At 55.1% G+C, this 20,881-nt stretch carries 24 protein-coding genes; 19 read left to right on the top strand and 5 right to left on the bottom strand.

Features of this window, described 5'->3' with window-relative positions; genetic code table 11:
* On the bottom strand, window positions 1-1,416 hold the full coding sequence (locus tag DIT71_RS08380) for a TrkH family potassium uptake protein (RefSeq protein ID WP_114612921.1): 1,416 nt from the start codon (window positions 1,414-1,416) through the stop codon (window positions 1-3).
* A gap of 255 nt (window positions 1,417-1,671) precedes the next feature.
* Between DIT71_RS08380 and DIT71_RS08375 the strand changes: the two genes are divergently transcribed.
* The 5 genes from DIT71_RS08375 (at window position 1,672) to DIT71_RS08355 (ending at window position 4,652) form a co-directional block, all read left to right on the top strand.
* On the top strand, window positions 1,672-2,217 hold the full coding sequence (locus DIT71_RS08375) for a porin family protein (RefSeq protein ID WP_114612736.1): 546 nt from the start codon (window positions 1,672-1,674) through the stop codon (window positions 2,215-2,217).
* A 69-nt stretch (window positions 2,218-2,286) separates the two neighbouring features.
* Window positions 2,287-2,862 carry an acyl carrier protein phosphodiesterase gene (locus DIT71_RS08370; RefSeq protein WP_114612735.1) on the top strand — a complete coding sequence of 192 codons (576 nt, stop codon included), beginning with the start codon at window positions 2,287-2,289 and terminating at the stop codon, window positions 2,860-2,862.
* Entirely contained in the window at window positions 2,859-3,452 is a 594-nt protein-coding gene (locus tag DIT71_RS08365) for an ATP-dependent zinc protease family protein (protein WP_227538007.1), read from the top strand. The genes DIT71_RS08370 and DIT71_RS08365 overlap by 4 nt, the downstream gene beginning before the upstream one ends.
* A gap of 97 nt (window positions 3,453-3,549) precedes the next feature.
* Window positions 3,550-3,951, top strand: a complete 402-nt coding sequence (locus DIT71_RS08360; protein ID WP_114612919.1) for an antitoxin Xre-like helix-turn-helix domain-containing protein — start codon at window positions 3,550-3,552, stop codon at window positions 3,949-3,951.
* 26 nt (window positions 3,952-3,977) lie between these two features.
* On the top strand, window positions 3,978-4,652 hold the full coding sequence (locus tag DIT71_RS08355; protein ID WP_227538006.1) for an RES family NAD+ phosphorylase: 675 nt from the start codon (window positions 3,978-3,980) through the stop codon (window positions 4,650-4,652).
* 9 nt (window positions 4,653-4,661) lie between these two features.
* Here DIT71_RS08355 and DIT71_RS08350 read toward each other — a convergent pair whose 3' ends face one another.
* Entirely contained in the window at window positions 4,662-5,669 is a 1,008-nt protein-coding gene (locus tag DIT71_RS08350) for an MBL fold metallo-hydrolase (protein WP_199490979.1), read from the bottom strand.
* A gap of 258 nt (window positions 5,670-5,927) precedes the next feature.
* Between DIT71_RS08350 and soxC the strand changes: the two genes are divergently transcribed.
* The 12 genes from soxC to DIT71_RS08290 all read left to right on the top strand — a co-directional run bounded on the left by soxC (window position 5,928) and on the right by DIT71_RS08290 (window position 15,016).
* The gene (soxC, locus tag DIT71_RS08345) at window positions 5,928-7,259 is read left to right on the top strand and encodes a sulfite dehydrogenase (protein WP_114612733.1); all 1,332 of its coding nucleotides are present in this window, start codon (window positions 5,928-5,930) and stop codon (window positions 7,257-7,259) included.
* A 49-nt stretch (window positions 7,260-7,308) separates the two neighbouring features.
* A complete protein-coding gene (locus DIT71_RS08340; protein WP_114612917.1) occupies window positions 7,309-7,920 on the top strand; it encodes a c-type cytochrome in 612 nt (203 codons plus the stop codon).
* 52 nt (window positions 7,921-7,972) lie between these two features.
* On the top strand, window positions 7,973-8,326 hold the full coding sequence (gene soxX / locus DIT71_RS08335; RefSeq protein ID WP_114612732.1) for a sulfur oxidation c-type cytochrome SoxX: 354 nt from the start codon (window positions 7,973-7,975) through the stop codon (window positions 8,324-8,326).
* Between the two features lie 19 nt (window positions 8,327-8,345).
* Complete coding sequence (gene soxY, locus DIT71_RS08330) at window positions 8,346-8,834, top strand: thiosulfate oxidation carrier protein SoxY (protein ID WP_199490978.1); 489 nt, start codon at window positions 8,346-8,348, stop codon at window positions 8,832-8,834.
* Between the two features lie 25 nt (window positions 8,835-8,859).
* Window positions 8,860-9,171, top strand: coding sequence for a thiosulfate oxidation carrier complex protein SoxZ (gene soxZ, locus DIT71_RS08325; RefSeq protein WP_114612730.1), 312 nt, complete (start codon window positions 8,860-8,862; stop codon window positions 9,169-9,171).
* Window positions 9,172-9,222: 51 nt separating this feature from the next.
* Window positions 9,223-10,062 carry a sulfur oxidation c-type cytochrome SoxA gene (soxA, locus tag DIT71_RS08320; RefSeq protein WP_114612729.1) on the top strand — a complete coding sequence of 280 codons (840 nt, stop codon included), beginning with the start codon at window positions 9,223-9,225 and terminating at the stop codon, window positions 10,060-10,062.
* Between the two features lie 25 nt (window positions 10,063-10,087).
* Window positions 10,088-10,393, top strand: a complete 306-nt coding sequence (locus DIT71_RS08315) for a hypothetical protein (protein WP_114612728.1) — start codon at window positions 10,088-10,090, stop codon at window positions 10,391-10,393.
* A gap of 87 nt (window positions 10,394-10,480) precedes the next feature.
* A complete protein-coding gene (gene soxB, locus DIT71_RS08310) occupies window positions 10,481-12,238 on the top strand; it encodes a thiosulfohydrolase SoxB (RefSeq protein WP_114612727.1) in 1,758 nt (585 codons plus the stop codon).
* Between the two features lie 3 nt (window positions 12,239-12,241).
* Complete coding sequence (locus tag DIT71_RS08305) at window positions 12,242-12,703, top strand: DsrE family protein (protein ID WP_114612726.1); 462 nt, start codon at window positions 12,242-12,244, stop codon at window positions 12,701-12,703.
* A gap of 28 nt (window positions 12,704-12,731) precedes the next feature.
* Window positions 12,732-13,247 (top strand): GlcG/HbpS family heme-binding protein, encoded by a 516-nt coding sequence (locus DIT71_RS08300; protein WP_114612725.1) that lies wholly within the window; start codon window positions 12,732-12,734, stop codon window positions 13,245-13,247.
* A 31-nt stretch (window positions 13,248-13,278) separates the two neighbouring features.
* Window positions 13,279-14,037 carry a thiol:disulfide interchange protein DsbG gene (gene dsbG / locus DIT71_RS08295; protein ID WP_158538962.1) on the top strand — a complete coding sequence of 253 codons (759 nt, stop codon included), beginning with the start codon at window positions 13,279-13,281 and terminating at the stop codon, window positions 14,035-14,037.
* A gap of 43 nt (window positions 14,038-14,080) precedes the next feature.
* A complete protein-coding gene (locus DIT71_RS08290) occupies window positions 14,081-15,016 on the top strand; it encodes an MBL fold metallo-hydrolase (RefSeq protein ID WP_114612723.1) in 936 nt (311 codons plus the stop codon).
* A gap of 87 nt (window positions 15,017-15,103) precedes the next feature.
* On the opposite strand, the gene DIT71_RS08285 is transcribed toward DIT71_RS08290, so the two are convergent.
* Complete coding sequence (locus DIT71_RS08285; RefSeq protein WP_114612722.1) at window positions 15,104-15,478, bottom strand: c-type cytochrome; 375 nt, start codon at window positions 15,476-15,478, stop codon at window positions 15,104-15,106.
* Window positions 15,479-15,685: 207 nt separating this feature from the next.
* Between DIT71_RS08285 and DIT71_RS08280 the strand changes: the two genes are divergently transcribed.
* Window positions 15,686-16,402 (top strand): DUF6639 family protein, encoded by a 717-nt coding sequence (locus DIT71_RS08280; protein WP_114612721.1) that lies wholly within the window; start codon window positions 15,686-15,688, stop codon window positions 16,400-16,402.
* A gap of 90 nt (window positions 16,403-16,492) precedes the next feature.
* Here DIT71_RS08280 and DIT71_RS08275 read toward each other — a convergent pair whose 3' ends face one another.
* Window positions 16,493-17,800, bottom strand: a complete 1,308-nt coding sequence (locus tag DIT71_RS08275; protein WP_114612720.1) for an ATP-grasp domain-containing protein — start codon at window positions 17,798-17,800, stop codon at window positions 16,493-16,495.
* Between the two features lie 300 nt (window positions 17,801-18,100).
* On the opposite strand from DIT71_RS08275, the gene DIT71_RS08270 reads away from it, so the two are divergent.
* A complete protein-coding gene (locus DIT71_RS08270; protein WP_114612916.1) occupies window positions 18,101-20,071 on the top strand; it encodes a hypothetical protein in 1,971 nt (656 codons plus the stop codon).
* 149 nt (window positions 20,072-20,220) lie between these two features.
* Here the strand turns inward: DIT71_RS08270 and DIT71_RS08265 are convergent, their stop codons facing one another.
* Window positions 20,221-20,760, bottom strand: coding sequence for a hypothetical protein (locus tag DIT71_RS08265; protein WP_114612719.1), 540 nt, complete (start codon window positions 20,758-20,760; stop codon window positions 20,221-20,223).
* Between the last annotated feature and the right edge of the window lie 121 nt (window positions 20,761-20,881).

The following is a 20,881-nucleotide window of genomic DNA, read 5'->3' as shown; positions in this document are numbered from 1 at the left end:
TCAGCTGCGCCAGAAGGCCGGTGAAAGTACGATCACCACACTGAGAATCTCCAGACGCCCCATCAGCATGCCTACGGACAGAATCCACTTGGCCGCCTCGGGCAATGGCGCAAAGGTGCCCGCCGGGCCAATGGTGTCACCAAGGGCGGGCCCTACGTTTGTGAGGACGGTCAGGGCTCCTGACAGGCTGGTTATGAAATCAAGCTGCATGGCCGCCAACGCAATCGTTATGATCAACAGGCTCAGCAGAAAGATAAAAGTGTAGGCGATCATCGAGGAGATGATCTCGTCACTCACAGCGCGGCCATTATAGTTACGGGTAAAAACGGCTCGCGGGTGCAGCAGGCGCATTAACTGTTCCCGCAGAACAATCAGCGATAGCTGGAAGCGGAAAATCTTCATGCCACCGGCGGTAGACCCTGAACACCCGCCCACAAACATCAGAAAGAAGAACAGAACAAAAGCCAGAGGCCCCCAGGCAGAGTAATCCTCGGAGGCGTATCCGGTTGTGGTGACTACGGATGTCACGTTGAACAGAGTCGATACATAACCGTTTACAAGGTCGAACTCCCCCGGAGCCACATACCAGCGATAGACCGTAAGCAAGGCAGGAATGACCAGCAGTATGGTCAGGAACAGGCGCACCTGTTGGTCACGGAACAGTACCCCGTGCTGGCCGTGCAGTTCCCGTACAAAGAGGAAAAAGGGCAGGCTGCCAATCATCATGAACAGCGTTGCCTGCAGCAGAATCAGATTGGAATCGAATTTGCCCATGGACATGTCGGAGGTGGAAAAGCCCCCCGTAGCAATGCTGGTCAGGCCGTGGTTAAAGGCATCAAAAAGACTCATCCCGGAAAATGAGTAGGTGGTTACCGCAATCACCGTGAACCCGAAGTAGACGAAAAGCAGGCCACGGCTGAGGGTTTTCATCCGTGGCAGAGCCTTGTCGGTCCACTCCGAGGACTCCGTTGCAAACAGCCTCATACCGCCAACACGAAGGAAGGGCATGACCGCAACGAACATGCCGATGATGCCGATGCCTCCAATCCACTGCAGGATCGAGCGCCACAGAAGGAGGTCCTGGTCCATCGTATCGAGACCAGTGAGCACCGTCGCGCCCGTGGTGGTAATGCCGGAGGTGCCTTCGAACACTGCCTCGGCAAGTGTCAGTCCCAGGTCACTGAGATAGAAAGGAATTGAGGAGAGCAGGGCAATGATGAACCAGCTTGATACTGTCAGAACAAACATGTATCGAGGCTTGAGGTCTCTGGGCTGACGGTAGGTGGTCACAATGCCCAGCAGGCCAACGCCGAAGCAGATACTTGCAGACTCGGCAAAGGCAAGAGCATTCGGAGCGACAGATTTCGCCAGAAGAAGCACCGGCAACACCATGAAAATACTCAGAAGTATAAACATGACGCTGATGATAAAAATGACGGGATTCAGATTTCTCAAAGGATGCTCAAGCCGGCTGAACAAAGAGATCGCGACAGAATACAGGCGGTCTGACCCTTTCGCAAGGTAGAACCCCCGATGTGTCAGGGCCTTACCAGAATTTATTAAATCACTGTAAATTCCGCGTAAATCGGGACCCTGCGACTGGTGTTTATCGTCAGACTGTTGCACTTTCCGCTGGTAAGTGTGGTTCTGAAACCAGAAGGAGTATTGATTATGAGAAAGCCAATTGCACTGATGTTGGGCCTTGCCTCAGTTTCGGCCCTGGCTGTTTCCCAGACCGCCACTGCGGACATCTATAAATCCGGTGGCGGCAGCCTCTATGCCGGCCTGAACTACAGCTTCATCGACATTGAAAGCGGCCGTGACGACGTGGATGTTGGCGCGCTATCCGCCAAGGTCGGAGGATTGGTCTCGCCATATTTCGGACTGGAAGCCCGGGCAGGCTTTGGCGTCGATGACGACCAGATTGATGGTGTTGACTATTCGCTGGACAATTTTTTCGGCGGCTACGCCACCCTGAACCTGGCGAATGAATCACCGGCAACGCCCTATCTGATCTTCGGCTTTACCCGTATCGAACTGGAAGCGCAATCAGCGCTGGGAACAACAACCGAAGATGAAACCGACTTCTCGTATGGCGCCGGCGTCAATGTCGACATAACACCGGAAGTGGCTGGTAACCTCGAATACATGCGGTATTATGACAAGAGTGGTGCCACCGTTGACGGCCTGGGGCTTGGGGTAACCTTCAGCTTCTGATCCAATTGATTCCGGGTCCGGTTTTCTGGCGGCAGGCGCCTGTTTGCCGCCATTATTGCAGGAGCCGGTTTGAATCACCTCGCCCATCTCTTTCTTTCCCCTGATTCCCCACAGGCCCGTGTCGGAAGCCTGCTCGGAGATTTCGCCCGCGGCATCGTTCCTGCGGACCTTCCGGCCAGAGTCAGGGCAGGGCTGTACCATCACCGTGCGGTGGATGCGTTCACCGATCGCCATCCCGACGTTATCGCCAGCAAGCAACTGTTTTCCCCGCAGCGGCGCCGGTTTGCGGGCGTTGCCCTGGATATCCTCTATGATCACTATCTGTTAAGAAACTGGCAACGCTTCAGTCATCTGGACCCGGATACCTTTATCAACCAGGTTTACGCAGAGCTTGATGCCAATTCATCACTGATGCCCGAACACATGCAGCGGGTGACCTCCCAGATCGTCCGCCACGACTGGTTCCGCTCGTACATGGAGCTGGATAACATCGGATATGCTCTGGACCGCGTCGCCGGCCGCATCCGCTTCAGGAACGCGTTCAGCGGGATTATTGAAGAAATCGAGGAGCACGACAGCGAACTGGAGCACCGCTTTCTGATATTTTTTCCCCAACTCAAACACTTCGCCAAAGAGGCCACATGATGCTTTCAACATTCATGAAATCTATCGCCGCGGTGCTGCTTTTCAGCCCGGCACTCCTGCTGGCCAATTCCCACACTGATAAAAACAGCGTTCCCGAAAAACTCGGTTTTGTGGAATGGGTGGTGATGGAAGAAACAGGCCTGAGATTGAAGGCCCGCCTGGATACGGGCGCAAAAACATCTTCCCTGCACGCCATTAACGTGGAGCCTTTCAAGAAAGGTGAAGAAGAATGGGTGAGTTTCCAGCTACCGCTGGCTGACCATAAGGATCAGGATGATGCCGACGGTGCAGAGGTGGACGATGTAATTCTTGAATTCAATTTGCCGGTTGAGCGCGTCGTTAAAATCAAGCGCAAGGGCGCATCCTCCCAAAGGCGGTACGTCGTCATTATGGAATTCTGCATTGCCGGTACCTCTCATAAAACCGAGTTTTCGCTCGCCGATCGCGGCAAGTTTTCCTATCCGGCATTGTTGGGGCGTCGCTTCATGAGCGATGACAATATCCTTATCGACTCCTCGGACTCATTCCTTGCGGAAAAAGAGTGCGAGCACAAGAGCCTCGCTGAACTGGCCGAAAGCCACGCGGACTGACGCTGTCCGGTTTGTCTATTGATGGACTTGAGTGGGAGTATAGTCTACACTGATACCAACTTGAAAAGCCGGATGACAGACGTTGGTGGTGTTGAACATGAGTCACGCACAGAAGCTCGAGCCCATTGAGAAAAGCAGAGTCCCGGGTGTTGGCCTGAAAACCGTGTTCACAATTCTGGACCGGTGGGGCTGTACCCCGGAGCAGGTTCAGAAAATCCTGCAGATATCACGACCTGCATACTACAAGTACCGCAAGAACCCGGAGCAGGCCAGCCTCACCCATGACCAGGTCGAGCGGCTCAGCTACCTGGTCAATATCCACGGGTGCTTGCGTATGATCTTCGAGAATCCGAAAAACGTTTACGGTTTTATGGCCCTGAAGAACGATAATCCGTTTTTTAACGGCAAGAGCCCCCTTGAGATCATCAGCACGGGCCAGTTCTCAGCGCTTTATGAAACCTTCAAACGCATCGACGTACTGCGCGGGGGCCTCTGGTGAGCCAGGGCCTTCCCCCGGTTATCAAATTGGCAAGCCTCGTCGGTTATCGCCTGATCAACTCGAAATTCCCACCCATCAGTCTGTTTGACGATGTCGCTGATGAGGATGAATTTGACGCCCTTCATGAACTCCAGGCGATGACCAATCCGCGCCTGCAAACAGAGCTGGGCAATCTTAATCTGGTGCGCAAAGAAGACATCCCTTTCGGAATTCCGGGGTGCTCCTACGCGACCGGCCCGTTTACCCACGTGAATCCCGAGGGCAGCCGCTTCAGTGATGGTCAATACGGTGTGTTGTACATGGGCGACAGCATTGATACCGCCATTGCCGAAGTTGCTTATCACCAGTCACGTTACTGGCAAGGGGTTCACGGCCTGGACTATGACAGGCTGGTTTTTCGGGGGCTGACATGCAAAGTAGGGCAGACACAACTTCATGACGCCACGACCATTCCCTTCGAAGACCCGATCTACGACGCTGAGAGTTACACAGCCTCCCGGGCTTTCGGACGCAAGCTTTACCAGGCCGGCTCAGAAGGGCTGCAATATCTCTCGGTAAGAAAACCCGGTGCAACCTGTTGGGGGCTGTTCACGCCAAGGCACGTTCACAGTATTGTCCAGAGTGCCCATTTCGAGTTCATCTGGAACGGCGAGGAAATCAGCTCAGTGAACAAAGTCACCCGGGCAACTGCAGTCCGCTGATCGTCTGTTCTAGCCGCCGCCACCGAATGCCGCCTTTTCCATTTCAAGGTAAACGCGATAGGCGTTGGCCTTGTTAGACGCATCGAACGCCGGCAGATTCTGGTAACGGGACCAGTCCGTCTCTTCGTAGGCATCCTCGAACTCAATCCACGCCTCAACCGCCGCCTCCATGCGGTCCCGGACATACGCCAGATAGTCATAGGTGAAATTGAGGGCCTCCATGGCGTTTTCCGATGCCCTGCCATGCCCGGGTATCAGGATTCGGGGGTCCATCCCCCGTACTTCATCAATGGCTCTCATCCAGTTACCGGTGTTCACCTCGGGGCTGGCAAGGTATGGAACCCTGTCATTCTGGATAATATCGCCGGAAAACAGAACGCCCGCGGGCTCCACCATCATCAGGCTGTCATCCGGCGCGTGGGCGGGTCCTGCATGCACGATGCGGAATCGGTAATCACCGGATGCCAGTGTTGTTTCCTTCTCAAAGGTGACATCAGGGGCGACTAATCTGGTGTTTTCATCTACCCAGGGCGACAGAGCTTGCCTGCGCTGTTCGAGACGCTGGTCTGCGTCCGGACTATTGATATAGACACTGGATGCTTCCTGAGCGACAACCTCTGCTCCGGTCAGATCCTTGAAGGCCTGGAGCCCATAAACATGGTCTGCATGATAATGACTGATAACAACGTGAGTGATGGGTAATGCCGTCAGTTCACGTATTTTATCAACCATTGCGGCACCCAGGCTTGGTGTCCCCAGGGCATCGAACACCACCACACCCTCTTCGGTGATTACGAATCCGGCGTTGGCCGTGAAGCCTTCGTTCTGCTTTCCCGGCACTCCGGACTGGCCAGAAAAATAGTAAACGTTATCCACGCTCACGGACTCCGCTTCAAACGGAATCGTGACTGGGGGGTATTCCGGTGCGGATTCGGCAGCCAGCGTTCCTGAACCGATCAGCATTGCGGCAGCCACACCGGTGAGTCTGATAAATATTTTAATTTTTTTTGCATGCATTTCGGATTCTCCTTCTATTTTTCGCGGCCTATAAGTGCCTGTATTGGCCAAGTTTCACGTCGTATTAACAGTATCCAAAAGCCAGTTTTACCCACGAAGGTCTTATGAATCCGGATTTCAAACCACTTGTAACCTGATCGCGAGAGGTCTATAAACAAAGTTATATCCTTATAACATAAACAACAAGACCGTCCGTCACTCCCATACTGACGTGCCGGCCGAATGCCCCGCGAGGGTATCGAAGGAGGAGAAAATAATATGCTCGGCAAACTCCGCCGTCTTAACCGGGATGTACCCAAAGTGGCCCTGGAAGAGTCAGAACGCTTACCCTCAGCAGAACGCAGACGGTTTCTCAGGAATGGTCTGTTCACCGCCGGTGGTGCCATGGTAGGGGGTGCGCTCGCAGGTATCGCTCCGAGGGCCCTTGCGGCCACACAGTATCCCCCCGAGATTCCATCGTGGACCCGAACTCTCGGAGCGGGTGTGGTTACCGACCCATACGGTGTTCCATCTCCGTTCGAAAAGGAGGTCATCCGTCGCAACGTACCCTGGCTGACCGCCGACAAAGTCTCGTCCATCAGCTTTGCCCCACTGCAACACCTGAAAGGCATTATCACTCCGAACGGTCTTTTCTTCGAGCGCCATCATGCTGGCCGACCGGAAATCGACCCTCAGCTACACCGTCTGATGATTCATGGCCTTGTCGAGCGCCCGATCATTCTTTCCATGGAAGATCTGCAGCGATTCCCCAGCGTTTCCCAGATCAACTTTATCGAGTGTCCCGCCAACGGCGGCATGGAATGGCGTGGTGCCCAGCTCAATTCCCTCCAGTTCCTGCACGGTATGGTGAGCTGTGCCGAATGGACCGGTGTTCGGCTTTCAACGCTGCTGCAGGATGTCGGGATTAAGCCGGAGGGCAAGTGGTTGTTGGCGGAAGGCGCAGATGGTGCCGCCATGACCCGGAGCATTCCGCTCGAGAAAGCCCTGGATGATGTCATTGTGGCCTATGCCCAGAACGGCGAGGCACTGCGCCGCGAGCAGGGCTACCCCATCCGCCTGGTGGTGCCGGGCTGGGAGGGTAATACCCACGTGAAGTGGCTTCGCCGGCTGGAAGTGGGTGACAAGCCGTGGATGCAGCGTGAGGAAACATCCAAGTACACCGATCTGATGGCAGACGGCACAGCCCATGGCTTCACCTGGGTTATGGAAGCCAAGTCGGTTATCACATCGCCGTGCCCAGAAATGCCATTGCGTGGCAAGGGTATACATCAGATTGAAGGTCTCGCATGGAGCGGCAGGGGAAAGGTAAAAGCTGTCGACGTTTCGGTTGATGGCGGGCAGAACTGGCAAAAGGCGCAATTGCGGGAGCCGGTAATGTCCAAGTCGCTGACCCGATTCTCCCTGGAGTGGAAGTGGAACGGCAATCCTGCACTGCTGCAATCCCGGGTCATTGATGAAACCGGGTATGTTCAACCGACGCTGGCTCAGCTCAGGCAGGTTCGTGGCACCAACTCTATTTATCACAAGAACTCGATCCAGACCTGGCAAGTCAACGCAGACGGGAGTGTGGTCAATGTTCAGCTTTCATAAATCATCAGGCCTTTTCGCCACAACCTGTTGCGGGATCCTGTTGGCCTCAATGCCCTTTGTTGCTTCTGCAGAGCAGGCGGGGCACTACGGGTATGGCGAATCCGCGACGGATGAACAGATCGCCGCGTGGGACATCGATATTCGCCCTGACGGTATGGGGCTACCCGAGGGTAGTGGTTCTGTCGATGAAGGCATGGCAGTTTACGAAACCCATTGTGCGTCCTGCCACGGTTCCTTCGGAGAAGGCATGGGGCGCTACCCAAAGCTTGCAGGCGGCGAGGGCAGCCTTGATCAAGACCGTCCGGAAAAGACGGTGGGAAGTTACTGGCCTTATGCCTCGACGCTTTGGGACTACATCCACAGAGCCATGCCTTTCTTTGCGCCTCAGTCGCTGTCGGATGATCAGGTTTATGCCCTGACAGCCTATGTCCTGAATCTCAATTACATCGTGGATGGGGACTTTGTTGCCAACAAAGAGACGCTCCCAAAAGTGGAGATGCCCAATCAGGATGGCTTCATCTGGGACGATCCGCGGCCGGTTGTGAACAACGAGCGCTGCATGAAGGATTGCAAAGGTGAAGTGACCGTATCCGACTCGGCAGAGGGCAAGAACCTGACACCAAGCACGACAGGTCCCCTTGATGAGGGGATAACCGAGTGAAGGCTGACCAGGAGCACAAGGCTCCACAACGAGTGCCGAGGAGGACTGCGTGATGCGACAAGGGTTAATTTCCGTGTGCTTGACCACACTTGCACTGAGTGCCGCCGGGCCGGTGTTTGCCGAACCGACCCAGGCCGACATTGACCGGGGAAAGGAACTCGCTTTCAGCCGGACCGATGGTAATTGCCTGGCCTGCCACCAGATGGATGACGGCAAGCTGACTGGCAACATCGGCCCGGAACTTGTGGATATGAAATCCCGCTATCCCGACCGTGAAATTCTGTTCAAACGCATCTGGGACGAAACCCAGTTCAACCCGGTGACGGTGATGCCGCCATTCGGACGACACATGATCCTGAGCGAACAGGAAATCAACCGGATCATGGATTACCTGTACACGCTCTAAATGCTGAGGAGGAGTTACCGTGACTGACCAAAGGCGAAGAGGCTTTTTGAAAGGGATGCTGGGCGTAGGGGTTGCCGGCTTTGCGCTGGGAGCCGGCATGGTCCCGCTGAGAGTGGAGGCGGCAGCCGCCCCGGATGCGTCCGACTGGCCGCAGAAGGCATTCAATACCCCGGGGGTAGATGAAACCATTGCTGAACTGTACGGGATGGAAGCGAGTGAATCGGACCAGATCACCATGGATCTGCCAACTATTGCCCAGAACGGCGCTGTAGTCCCCGTGACCGTCGAAACAACGCTCCCGAACGTTACCAGCATTGCGTTGCTGGTAGCCAAGAACCCGAATGCCCTGGCGGCCTACTTTGATATATCCGAAGGTGCACTGCCCTTTGTATCAAATCGTCTGAAGATGGCGGAGACGACGGATGTGGTTTCAGTCGTTATTTCTGATGGCAAGGCCTACAAGGCAACCCAGAATGTGAAAGTGACCGTTGGCGGCTGCGGCGGCTGACAGCTAACCGGACAGGAGAACAATAATGGCGTCCAGTATCAGAGTTCGAGCAGTACAGAATGGCGATGTGACATCGCTGAAAGCCCTGGTTCGACACCCGATGGATTCAGGGTTTGTAAAGGATTCGGAAGGTAATGTCATCCCGGCTCATTTCATCAAGGTTCTGAGCATTTCCCATAAAGGCAAGGATGTCGTTGTCGCCAACTGGGGACCGGCGGTATCCAAAGATCCGTTCCTGGAGTGTCGATTCAAGGGAGCCAAAAAAGGTGACGAGCTGACCATCAGCTGGATCGATAACAAGGGCGAAAGCGATACAACCACCGCAACAATCGCCTGAAGACTATCGGCGGGCAGGTACGTTCCGAACCGTCGAAGAGGAGGATTGGACATGCTTAAAGCGAAAGTCATTCTGGTCGCTATCGGTGTAGCGCTTGCAGTGCCTCAGGCACAGGCAGGCTCGACACCGGAAGAAGACCGGAAAGAGACAGTTGAGTACTTCAAGCAGATGTTCCCGGACGTTGCCATCGAGGAATTCGTCAACGGCCAGTACGCCCTGGACGAAGATCGCCGCAGCCAGTGGGAGTCCATGCAGGATTTTCCGCCCTATGAGTTTGCGGTTGCCGAAGGGCAGGAGATGTTCGAGACGCCGTTTGCGAATGGTAAAACCTACGCCAGTTGTTTTGAGAACGGCGGCATCGGAGTTCGTCAGAACTATCCGTACTTCGACACGGAGAAGAACGAAGTTATCACGCTTGAGCTCGCCATAAACCGCTGCCGCGAAGCCAATGGTGAGGAGCCTCTGGGATGGAAAAAAGGGGCTATCGCCTCAATTTCCGCTTACATGGCATCCACCTCCCAGGGCAAGCCCATCAGTATCAAGGTCCCGGACGATCCCGATGCACTGGCTGCCTACCAGGACGGTAAGGAATTCTATTACAGCCGACGCGGCCAACTGAACTTCTCCTGCGCCAGCTGCCACGTCCAGAACCCCGGAAAATGGATTCGGGCAGACCTGCTGTCTCCGACAATTGGGCAACCGGCAAACTTTCCGGTACACCGCTCGAAATGGGGTGAGCTGGGTACGCTGCATCGCCGTTTCGCAGGATGTAACAACAACGTACGTGCGGAACCGTTGCCGGCACAAAGTGAGGAGTACCGCAATCTTGAGTATTTTCTGACTTACATGAGCAATGGCCTGCCAGTGGTCGGTCCGGCAACCCGGCCTTAGCCGGGGATGGAGAGGGAGAATCACAATGAACAAGCCTTTACTGACAATCGGTGTCTTGCTTGCGCTGTCTGTACCCCTTGCCGCCCAGGCGGGCCCCAAAGAGGACTTCAATGACCTCTACGCAAAGGCGCAAAGCACCCACAAGGACGCTGGAACCTTCCAGTGGACTGTCACTTCGGACCGATTGGAGGCGGCAAAGACCGCCGCTGCCGACGGCGACTATGAGAAAGCTGAAGCCATGGCCAATGAAGCCCTGAAACTTGCCGAGGAGTCAGTCGCACAGCGTAAAAAGCAGCAGGAGGCGTGGCGCAATGTCGCTATAGGTAACTGACCCCACACGCCGGACCTTACCGGCTTTTCCCGGCGCGGTGCGTGGGAAGTCGGGTAACTCGAATAACGACAAAGAAAGGAGAGTGCAGTGACAATTTCCCGCAGAGACTTCCTGATGGCAATGCAAGCGGCAGCCGTAGCAGGACTTGCTCCGAAACTTGCGTTGGCTAAAGGCGGCGAGGGACTGTACGACGCACCGAAGTTCGGCAATGTCCGATTGCTCCATCTCACCGATATTCATGCCCAACTGTTACCGGTACGTTTCCGTGAACCCAACGTCAATCTGGGAATTGGTCCCAGCAAGGGCAAGGTGCCGCACCTGGTGGGAAGTCACTTCCTGGATCATTTCGGAATTCCATCCGGTACCCGACGCTCCCACGCGTTCACCTACCTCGATTACACCGAGGCAGCCGAGGAGTACGGCAAACTGGGCGGATTCGCCCATCTCAAGACCCTTATTGATCAACTGAGAGACCAGGCTGGAGCCGGTAACTCGCTGCTGCTGGACGGTGGCGATCTCTGGCAGGGCTCCGGCACCGCATTCTGGACCAATGGCGAGGATATGGTGGAAGCCAGTAACCGCCTTGGCATTGATATCCTGACGGCACACTGGGAATTCACCTATCCCGAAGAGCAGATTCGCAAGAATCTCAGTGCCTTCAAGGGAGAATTCCTGGCCCAGAACGTTTTCCTGTCCGATGAAGCCCTGTTCATGGGGGCCGAGTCATACGACGAGGCCAGTGGACGGGTCTTTAAGCCTTATACCATCCGCGAGCTTGGTGGAAAGCGCGTTGCGATCATCGGCCAGGCGTTCCCTTATACACCCATTGCCAATCCGTCCTATTTCATTCCTGACTGGCGCATGGGAATCCGGGAAAGCGAGATGCAGGAACTGGTCAACGGAATCCGGAAGAAGGAAAGGGTCAATGCGGTCGTGGTTCTCTCCCATAACGGCATGGACGTGGACCTCAAAATGGCAAGCCGTATAACCGGCATCGATGCCATCCTGGGCGGTCACACCCATGACGCAGTGCCGCAACCCACGGAAGTCAAGAATCCGGGCGGTATTACCCTGGTAGGCAACGCGGGCACCAACGGCAAATACGTTGCGGTACTGGATCTGGATATCGGCAACAACGGTGTCCGGGGTTACGAGTACAAGCTCTTGCCGGTCTTTTCCGACCTGATCAAACCCGATCCGGACATGACCGGCTTTATCGAGAAAGTCCGGGCGCCGTACATGGACAAGCTCGGAGAAAAACTGGCCATCGCCGACGACCTGCTTTATCGCCGGGGCAACTTCAACGGCACCATGGACCAGGTAATCTGCGACGCCCAGAGAAAAGTGCTCGATGCGCAGATTTCCCTATCACCGGGATTCCGTTGGGGGACCACCGTGCTTCCGGGGGACGCAATCACCATGGACGACGTCATGAACGCCACGGCCATCACCTATCCGGAAACCTATGTGCGGGAAATGTCGGGCGCCGACCTGATGCTGATCATGGAGGATGTGGCCGACAACCTGTTCAACAAAGATCCGTATTACCAGCAGGGCGGTGACATGGTGCGCGTCGGCGGCATGGATTACACCTGTGATCCAACAGCCAGCATGAACAGCCGGATCTCGGATATGCGTCTGGATAACGGCGAACAGATCCAAGCCAACAAAATGTACAAGGTCGCTGGTTGGGCCACCGTGAACTCACGGGCACCCGGCCGGCCAATCTGGGACGTGGTTGCTGACTACCTGAGGTCGGAGAAGACAGTCAAGATCGACAAGTTCAACACACCGACTCTCAAGAATGTCGCGGACAATCCGGGCATTGAAGACTATGCAGGATAAGTGATGAACAGGAATCTTTTTGCCGGATCTATGGCAGCGTTGCTAGGCCTGGTGCTCCTGGTAGGAGCGGGCACCCTTCGCGCGGAACCGATGAGCGAGAGCAAGCCATTTGCCGAGAAATTCCTGCTGCTTCAATTAAGTGACGGTGAGGAGGAGAAGCAGAACAAGGTACTCAGTGTTGCTGGCAACCTGCTGGAATACTACGGCCCGGATTCAATAGATATTGAGGTAACCACGTTCGGGCCAGGCGTGCGCCTGATGTATGCAGACAACAGCCGGCGAGAGAGGATCAGCAGCCTCATGGCCCAGGGCGTACGATTCACCGTCTGCATGAACACCATCAATACCATCGAGAGAGACACCGGAAAACGTCCGGAGCTCCATCCTGAAATCATCCCGGTCGACGTGGGGGTTGCTCATATTCTGGACGAAGTCGAGAAAGGCTATGTTCTCGTTCGCCCATGATCGTCTGGCCTTGAAAAGGAAGCATGCCATGAAGACCAAACTGTCGAAATCCCTGATGTTCGTGTCAGCCCTTGCGTTCACTGGTATTGCCGGCGCACAGGACAGTGACCAGCCGGTGATGGTCCAGATCAAGAGACTGTCCATGGACACCGCGCTGACCATCGCGAAAACTGCAATCGACACCTGCCGGGAGCAGGGCGTTCAGGTCGCAGTCACAGTGGTGGATCGGGGCGGGCATCCCCAGGTGGTGTTGCGGGATGTACTCGCTATGGACCTGTCCCTGGAAGTCAGCTACCGAAAGGCATATACCGCCATGACCTTCACCAGCCCGACCTCGTCCCTGGAAGACCGCTTTACCGGCCCGTTTTCCGTCGGCAAGGTCGAGAAGGTTTTGCTCTCGGCCGGGGGCGTTCCCATCCAGGCAAGTGGTGAAACCATTGGTGGTGTTGGTGTGAGTGGTGCACCTTCCGGTGAGACCGATGAAAACTGTGCCATGGCAGGCGTTGCCGCCGTGGAAATGGACCTGGAAATGGCGTCTTTTTGATCTTCGCCTATTGAAAAGAATGGTGATCAATATGTTACGTACACTAGTTAAAGGCCTTGTCCCGTTATTCTTACTTCCTTCCATAGCTTTGGCCGCCTATCCGGATGCCGTCCAGGTACTGGTTGATGAGGGTCTCAAGGTGGAAGCCAGCTTCGAGGCACCGGGAGGCGTCAAAGGCTTTGTCGGCCGCAGGGACGGACATCCGGTTTCCCTCTACCTTATGCCTGACGGCGAGCACATCGTCGTCGGCAAGATGGTCGACGGCTTCGGCCAGGATCTCAGCGCCGAACACCTCAGAAACTGGCTGCCCGAGCCGGATTTGGCCGGAGCCTGGCAAAAACTCGCGGATGCGGCCTGGATATCAGAAGGGCCCAGTGACGCCAAGCGTATTGTCTATGTCTTTTTCGATCCCAACTGCGGCTACTGTGTCACATTCCGGGAAAAGGCCCAGCCTTACCTGGAGCGGGGCATCGAGTTGCGGCATATCATGGTCGGCATCATTCAACCCTCCAGCCTGGCCAAGGCGGCCAGTGTCCTCGGTGCAGACGACCCGCTCGGGAAGCTTGATTTCCATGACAGCCAGTTTCCGAGAGACTGGCTGGTCGCCGATGAAAATGTACCGCAGGACCTGCGGAAACGGGTCCAGAGCAATAACCGGCTGATGGAGAGTCTGTCCGTAGCAATAACGCCAACGGTTTTTTACAAAAATCCGGATGGAGAAGTGCGCAAGATTGTTGGGTTGCCTGATGACTCGGCGTTATCCGAGGCAGTTTTCAGAGCTCCGGAATAGCGTGACCGTTCGTTCCGGTGGGTTCGCAAGAAGGAGAATAACAATGGGTTTTCGCGGGCTGTTTCTGGCTTTATTGATGCTTCCGGGGTTTGTCTCTGCCAGCAGTGGCATTCCGGAGCAACTGGAGCTCACCAGGGTATCGGATCGGGTCTACTCAGCCATAGGTGCGACCGCACCGGGGACCTACGAAAACCATGGTCACAACAACAACCTCAGTTTCATCATCACGGAAAAAGGCGTGGTGGTGTTCAATGGCGGTGACAACTACCTGCTGGCACAGTCCTTCCACAACTCCATCCGCAGCATTACCGACAAAGATGTCAAGTACGTGGTCAATGAAAATGCCCAGGGCCACTCCATGCTGGGCAACAGTTACTGGCGGGACCACGGCATTCCGGTCATCGCCCAGAACGAGGCAATCGAGGAGTTCAAACACCAGGGAGAAGCCAAGCTGGCCTCCATGCAAAGCAGAAACAAGGATAAAGCCGAAGGCACCTATGTTGCGGTACCCGATATTGGTTTCGAAGACCGGCTCGACCTCGACATGGGCGACGTAAAGATTGAGCTGCATTATTTCGGTCCGGGACACGCACCGGGTGACCTAGCCCTCTGGATTCCCACGGAAAAACTGCTGATCACCGGAGACCTCGGCTTCCACCAGCGTTTGTTGGCAGTCTTTGAGGATACCGATACCGGCTCATGGGTGGAGTCTTTCGACAAGATGACAGCTCAGCTGGACCCGCAGATTGTAATTCCCGGTCACGGTGAGCCGACCAGCATTGATGTGGTTACCAAAGAAACCCGCGGATATCTCGTGTTCCTTCGTAACGCTGTGATTGAAATTCTGGAGCAGGGGGGTGGCTTGGACGATGCCTATAACATCGACCAGTCCCAGTGGTCCTACCTCGACACCTTCGAAGAGCTTGCTGCAAAGAATGCAGGGCGCGTCTATCAGGACCTGGAGTTTGAGTACTTCTGATATTCAGTCGAATCCTCTGAACGGAACTGAAGGCCGGGGGCAATTCAATCACCACCGGCCTGTTTCAGTTGCTGATTTCCGGATCGTTCACATTGTCCCTGAACGCATGTCCAGGATCCAGTTCACCAGCTTTCTTGCCTCTTCCTCGCTGACTTCAGCTCGCTCATCCATTTCAGGCATCTTTGCTGAACCCCAGTGATCTTCGCCACCTTTCAGAACGACCTGCACAAGCTTGTCCGCATCATCCTTTGTGTATTTCTGGGCGATGCTCTGGAAAGAGGGAGACCGCGGTACTTCATCACTGGTAGTGTGACAAGCCATACATTGTTTTTCTTCAGCCAGTTGCATGGTGCTTTTACCGTGGGAGTCTGCCAGTGCCGTCGCAGAGCCAATGGAGAGGCAGCTCACAAGTGCGGTTGATACGATTGTCCATTTCATATCGGCGTCCTTTCGTTCGATCATCAATTTATCTTATCGTCCGAGATTACTGCCAATGGTCTTAACCAATACTGCCATCTCATTAGTAAACGTAGACCAAGAACTGTCGTAGTTGTAGGAAAAATCGGGTACCAGTATCGGCGCCACAATAATGCCGCTGAGTGCTATGGTAGAAACTTCACAAGCTTTATTGCGTGTGCCGCTGGGCCGTTTAAGTGAAAGGAGATCATTTTGCGCCGCGTCGACGAGGTCGATATCAAGTGCTGTGGAGCAATAAGCATGCAGTTGCTGTTGGTTGCCCTGTTGTGGCTGGTAAACGCCCCCGGCTACTCTGCCACCAGAGTTGCGTGCCCCGTCCCGAACGTCACACTGTTCAGCGACCAGGCGGAGGACGGCGAGCTGGCGTGCCAGGCTGTTGGTACAACACTCGCGTTTATGCGTAGCCAGGGCTTTCGCGTCGATGCTGAGTTTACCATTGATCTGGTGGATCGCCCCCTGAGCCTACACGGCACAGAAGTGACAGGCACCTACGATTCCAGGAGCTTTCACATTAAGGTTCCGAACTTCAAAAATGCACGACTGATGGCTCTCCGCCACCCGCCATTCCGGATGCGCATGTGCCGTACCATTTGGCAAAGCTTTGTAGCACACGAGGTAGCTCACGCGGTGGCACATGCCAACTTCCAGATATCGAAGCCCTCACTTGAGGCACATGAATACATCGCCTACGTGGTACAACTCGCAACCCTTCCCCAGGCTCTTCGGCAGCAGTTGCTGGAGGCGTTCGATCAGCCGGCGTTTCAGCATGAGAGACAGATCAGCCGGATTTTTTTACAGCTGGCCCCGGAAGTCTTTGGCGTGAAGGCGTACCGACACTATGCTGCCGAGCCCGATCCGCAGGCCTTTTTTCAGCGTCTGCTGAATAGAAGGCTGAGATCGCTTCATTAATGGGGGGGTAGATATGGCGTTGAACAGGGGATTTAAATAAGTGTCCACTCAAGAGCGAGTGGACACTGTTGTGATGCTCGTGGCGACCGTCTAGACGTAGAAGTCCAGATCCTCCTGTGCTTTCAGCAGATCCCGCATCGTGATGGGGTCGTCACCAAAGAAGAACACCAAGCCCCAGTGAGTACCGAAGGCTGACCGGTCGGGAACGGTCTCTTCTGTCGGCTCATGCAATTCGTGTGATACGAAATAGGGATGCTCGACAGTCTCTTTGGGCAACTGCAGTTTGCTGACAACACGACGGCGTGGATATACACCAAAGCATCCTGCATAACCCTTCGCATCGACCACTTCGCGGGGGAAAAATGCAGCCACTTCTTCTTTCGTGCTTTTGGGATCGAATACCAGCATTGATGCCTGATAGGCATTGAAGCCGTAGGCCATCTCGATAAGCTCGAAGGCTTTAAAACCGGGTGGACGGTAGGCAACCTCGCCAAAGTACATTTCGCCATCCGCCGTGACGAAGTACTCGGGATGGATCAGGCCGAACTTGATATCAAAGGTCTTGATCAGCAGTTCGATCTGCTTGGTAATCGCGTTGCGCCAGCTTTCAAGTTCTCGGGTGGCAGGCACGAATACCGAATAGCCCAGGGTCACATACTCAGAAATGTTGAGGAACTGGATCTTGCCATCGTGGATCCAGGCTTCAACCGCGAATTCCCAGCCACTCAGGTGGCTTTCCATCAGCAGGGGATATTCCTCGTCCGGAATCTGGTCAATTTCTTCCAGCGTACGGATCATCCGATGGCCAAGGCAACCGGCCTTGTCGAAGGCCTTGACGTGAATCGGATCGTCCGGGTCACCATCAAGCTTGAGCAGAGTCTGGTTAACACGCTTCATGAAGCGGACGATGTCCTCTTTCTCGTGGGCCTCCTCGAAGATGCCAACGCGAATGCCACCAAGCTGGGCGCGGCGCTTCATCAGGGCCTTGTCACGGAACAGAATGGACTGCCCGTACATGCGAGGGCTGTCCATCAGGACAGAGTTGATAGCACCGGACCATTCAACCGTTTCTTCGAACAGCGGAATGGCAACATCAACACCTTCTTCTTTCAGCCTTGTGGCAATCTCCATGGAACGATCGTTCAGACGGATAAAATCCCAAGGAATGAAGGGTATGTTGTTGGCAGTACAGAAATCCGTGGCCCATTCAGGCGCAATTACAATGTAGCGACGGTCAAAGTTCTGTGCGGCCTTGATCGCATTTACGCTCCAGCCAAGCAGGGCGATATAGCCTTTATTCGGATCTTTCGGGGTCTCGGTGCCTTTGACCGAGGGCATTTCCGGATCGCGCCAAGCCGCTACCTCTGCGGGTAACTCTTTTTCCGATGTCATAGACATTCGATGTTCTCCTTGCTGGTTGCCCAGAAAAACGGCGCTGAGTATAGAGCGCATCAGTAAACTGAGCCGTTAGGCGTTGTGGTTGATGGGGGCTGGGTGACCCGGAGCCAGGCGAGAAACTTTGGTTAATGAAGCTCTCACTCTGCGGATTTCAGGGGTCACAGAATCCCAACCATCCCCCTCAATATAGTCGCTATAGTTACAAATGGAAACGAAAGCCCCGGAATCATTTGCATCCGCCATGCCAGAAGAGCATCTTTGGAAGATCACATACCGCTTATTAAAGGCAAGGAAGATATCGTGACTCTCTCCGGCTCTAATCCCGATACCAGCGCTTCTGTGGCAGCGTTTGACAAGGCCCTGGAACAGCTTGCGCTGGCCCACCAAAGCAACCCGCTGGCGCCGAATACCGAGGTACTGGAATCGGCACTTCAGGTCATGGCCGCTCCCGGCGGACTGGACGCGTTGTACGATCGTGTGCCGGCAATGGAAGCCAAGGGCGTATTTGCCAACAGTGACTGGAACCAACCTGCCATTCTTCGGCCAGCGCTGGCCGTGCGAACGTTACGCCAGGGAGCTCCTGCCTATACGGTCATCGAAGCGCTGAGTGAGCTTCGCCTGCTGGCCGTGGCCATGGGTGATTATCTGCATCCCGGAATCTCCGCGGAACAGGCCAGAAACTTCCTGACTCAGGTGACGGCCCTGAACCTGGACCTGCTGTCAGGTCAGATGAGCGAAGCGGATCGGGAGCGTCCGCAAGGGCTCGGGCACATCGTCAATTCGCTTTATCAGTTTCTGCTTAACAGGCTGGGCTATGAGAGCATTCTCGACAGCCTGGTGGATGAAGTACGGCGCCTGCTGGCTCAACGCCCGATTCAGACAGACAGCATCAAACAGATGGTCAGCCAGATTGCCAAATGCCTGTTCGATCCGGCAATCGAGACCTCGGGCATGCACAAAGCGGAGCGTCTGGTCAGCGCTTTATTCGGGCCAACTCCGGGCTGCCGTGACGATCCGGGTCTCGCGGTCTACGGTGAACGCCTGGTCGCCATGGACGATGCTGCACTGTTTGAAGAGGCGAAAGGCTTTGCCAGTAGGATGCAGGAGACCGGCATGGTTTCGCCCTATCATCCGATGCTGTTACGACAGCTGCGGGAGCACCGGGATGATCTGCTACCCCTGGCATTGGGCCTGAGCATCACCGGCAACGATGTGCTCCAATGCTACCGTCAGATTGTGCATGAACTGATTGATCAGGTTATTCATCCGGAAACCTGCCAGGCTGTCTATGGCTTGGCCATGTTTCTTGAACGCGGATCCCTGTTTACGCCGCCGGTGGCTGCGGGTTTATGGCGGCAGCTGGAACTGAAGCTGTGCAAGACCGCTGCGGACAAACTGAGTGCTGTTTTCGGTGATGCACACCCGCCGCGGGTGTATCTGCTGGCCGGTGTGTTGAGTCTTCTGGGGCAGCCGTTAGGGGTTGGCCAAGGTAACAACCCGACCTGCCAGTCAGTCATTGGCCTTTCCATGTGGTCCTTCAATGATGCTGACTTCCTGTTGCAACTGGTCGCCTGGGCTGCCCGTGATGACGACGTGGTTATGCGGTTCGAAGGCCAGACCATTAACTCTCAGCACCTGGAAGCGGGCCTCGCGAAGGAACCCCCAACCGATGTCGATCCGGTTTCACTGATTCTGATACCACACCTTGACCGCGTATATGGCGAGATGGGCCGACTGTGCGGCGTGCGCGACGACGATTTGCATCGATGGATCAATCCTGAAATGTATGGCTGGTGGGTAGGGCACGGCTTTCTCAGTGTCACCAGTCGGGAGACCGGAAAAATTCATGATTATGAGGGTTTTATCCGCCACTTTTATGCCTGTTATCACCCTTACTACAACGGCAACATACCCGTCATCCACCCACAGCCGGCCGGTATAGCTGTAACCGATAGTGGAGGGCGCCTCGTTGGACGTCACGCCATAACCATTATTCGCGTCAATCTTGATCGCGATGGCCTGATGCGGCTTTATTTTTTCAATCCCAATAATGACAGCGGCCAGGACTGGGGCCAGGGCATTAACTGCTCGACACAGAGCAATGGCGAGCGTTACGGCGAAGCGTCGCTCCCATTCGTCGAGTTTGCTTCACGTTTGTGTGTTTTCCACTATGACGCGAGGGAAGTGGGGGACCTGTCGTTGGTTCCCGAGACCGACGTTGTCCGGGGCACAGAGCTCGGCCGAACCAGTTGGGCTGCGGGTTACGAGTGAAATAGCCGACCATGGAAAGACTGAAATTTTGAATGAAACACGCCAGTAACGAAAACCCTGGACTTATAAAACGCTCGGTAGAGGGAGTATTGTGGGCCCGGAGGTTCAAACTCCGGGCTGCAATTACAGAACGGAGTCAGACGATTCAGTCATGACCCACGTACCAGAACCACACCGGATGATAGAAGTTCAGGCTCACTCGATAGGTCCGCTTCAAGAACCTGAAGTTCTTCGGCCAGTTTTACGTCGTATTCCGGGTCTTTGTTGAGTCGCAGAATCTCCAGAAGACTATTGTGTTCGTGGATGTATTTGCGGCCCTGAAGACGCGCGAAGTCACGGGCCTGGTCGAGACTTTCGGCCATCACGATGATGTCACCGTTGCCCTGAGCGCGGGGTAGCCTGGACTCCCAGCGATACAGGCTCAGCGTTGGTTTCTCATTTTCCAGCCCCAGACAATCTTCATCGGTTTTGGTCCCATTCTTCTGTCGAGGGCGAAAGATGATGTCCGGCTCTGAGTATGGCGAGCCTAATGCATCCGCCGGCTCGCTGTACTGGAGCGGCATATCGATGACAATACTGGCACACCGCACAGCATGTTCCTCCATGATCCGGGAGGCTTCCTCGTAGAACAGATCCGCAGTCAGGCGTGATAGGTACAAGTCATCGATCCGGTGTTTGGCAATATTCATGAGGGAACTCCCGTAATCCGGTTCTTCGTCAGCAAGCTCGGCCGTGGCTTTTTAGAAAATGCCACGGGCACCTGTCTAATTCTGGGGGGGGGCAGCCTGTCTATCATGCCTACTAAGTTCG

It is taken from the genome of Marinobacter vulgaris, assembly GCF_003344045.1.
Lineage (GTDB): Bacteria > Pseudomonadota > Gammaproteobacteria > Pseudomonadales > Oleiphilaceae > Marinobacter > Marinobacter vulgaris.
The sequence above is the reverse complement of the archived record's forward strand: the minus strand, read 5'-3'. Positions and strand labels throughout refer to the sequence as shown.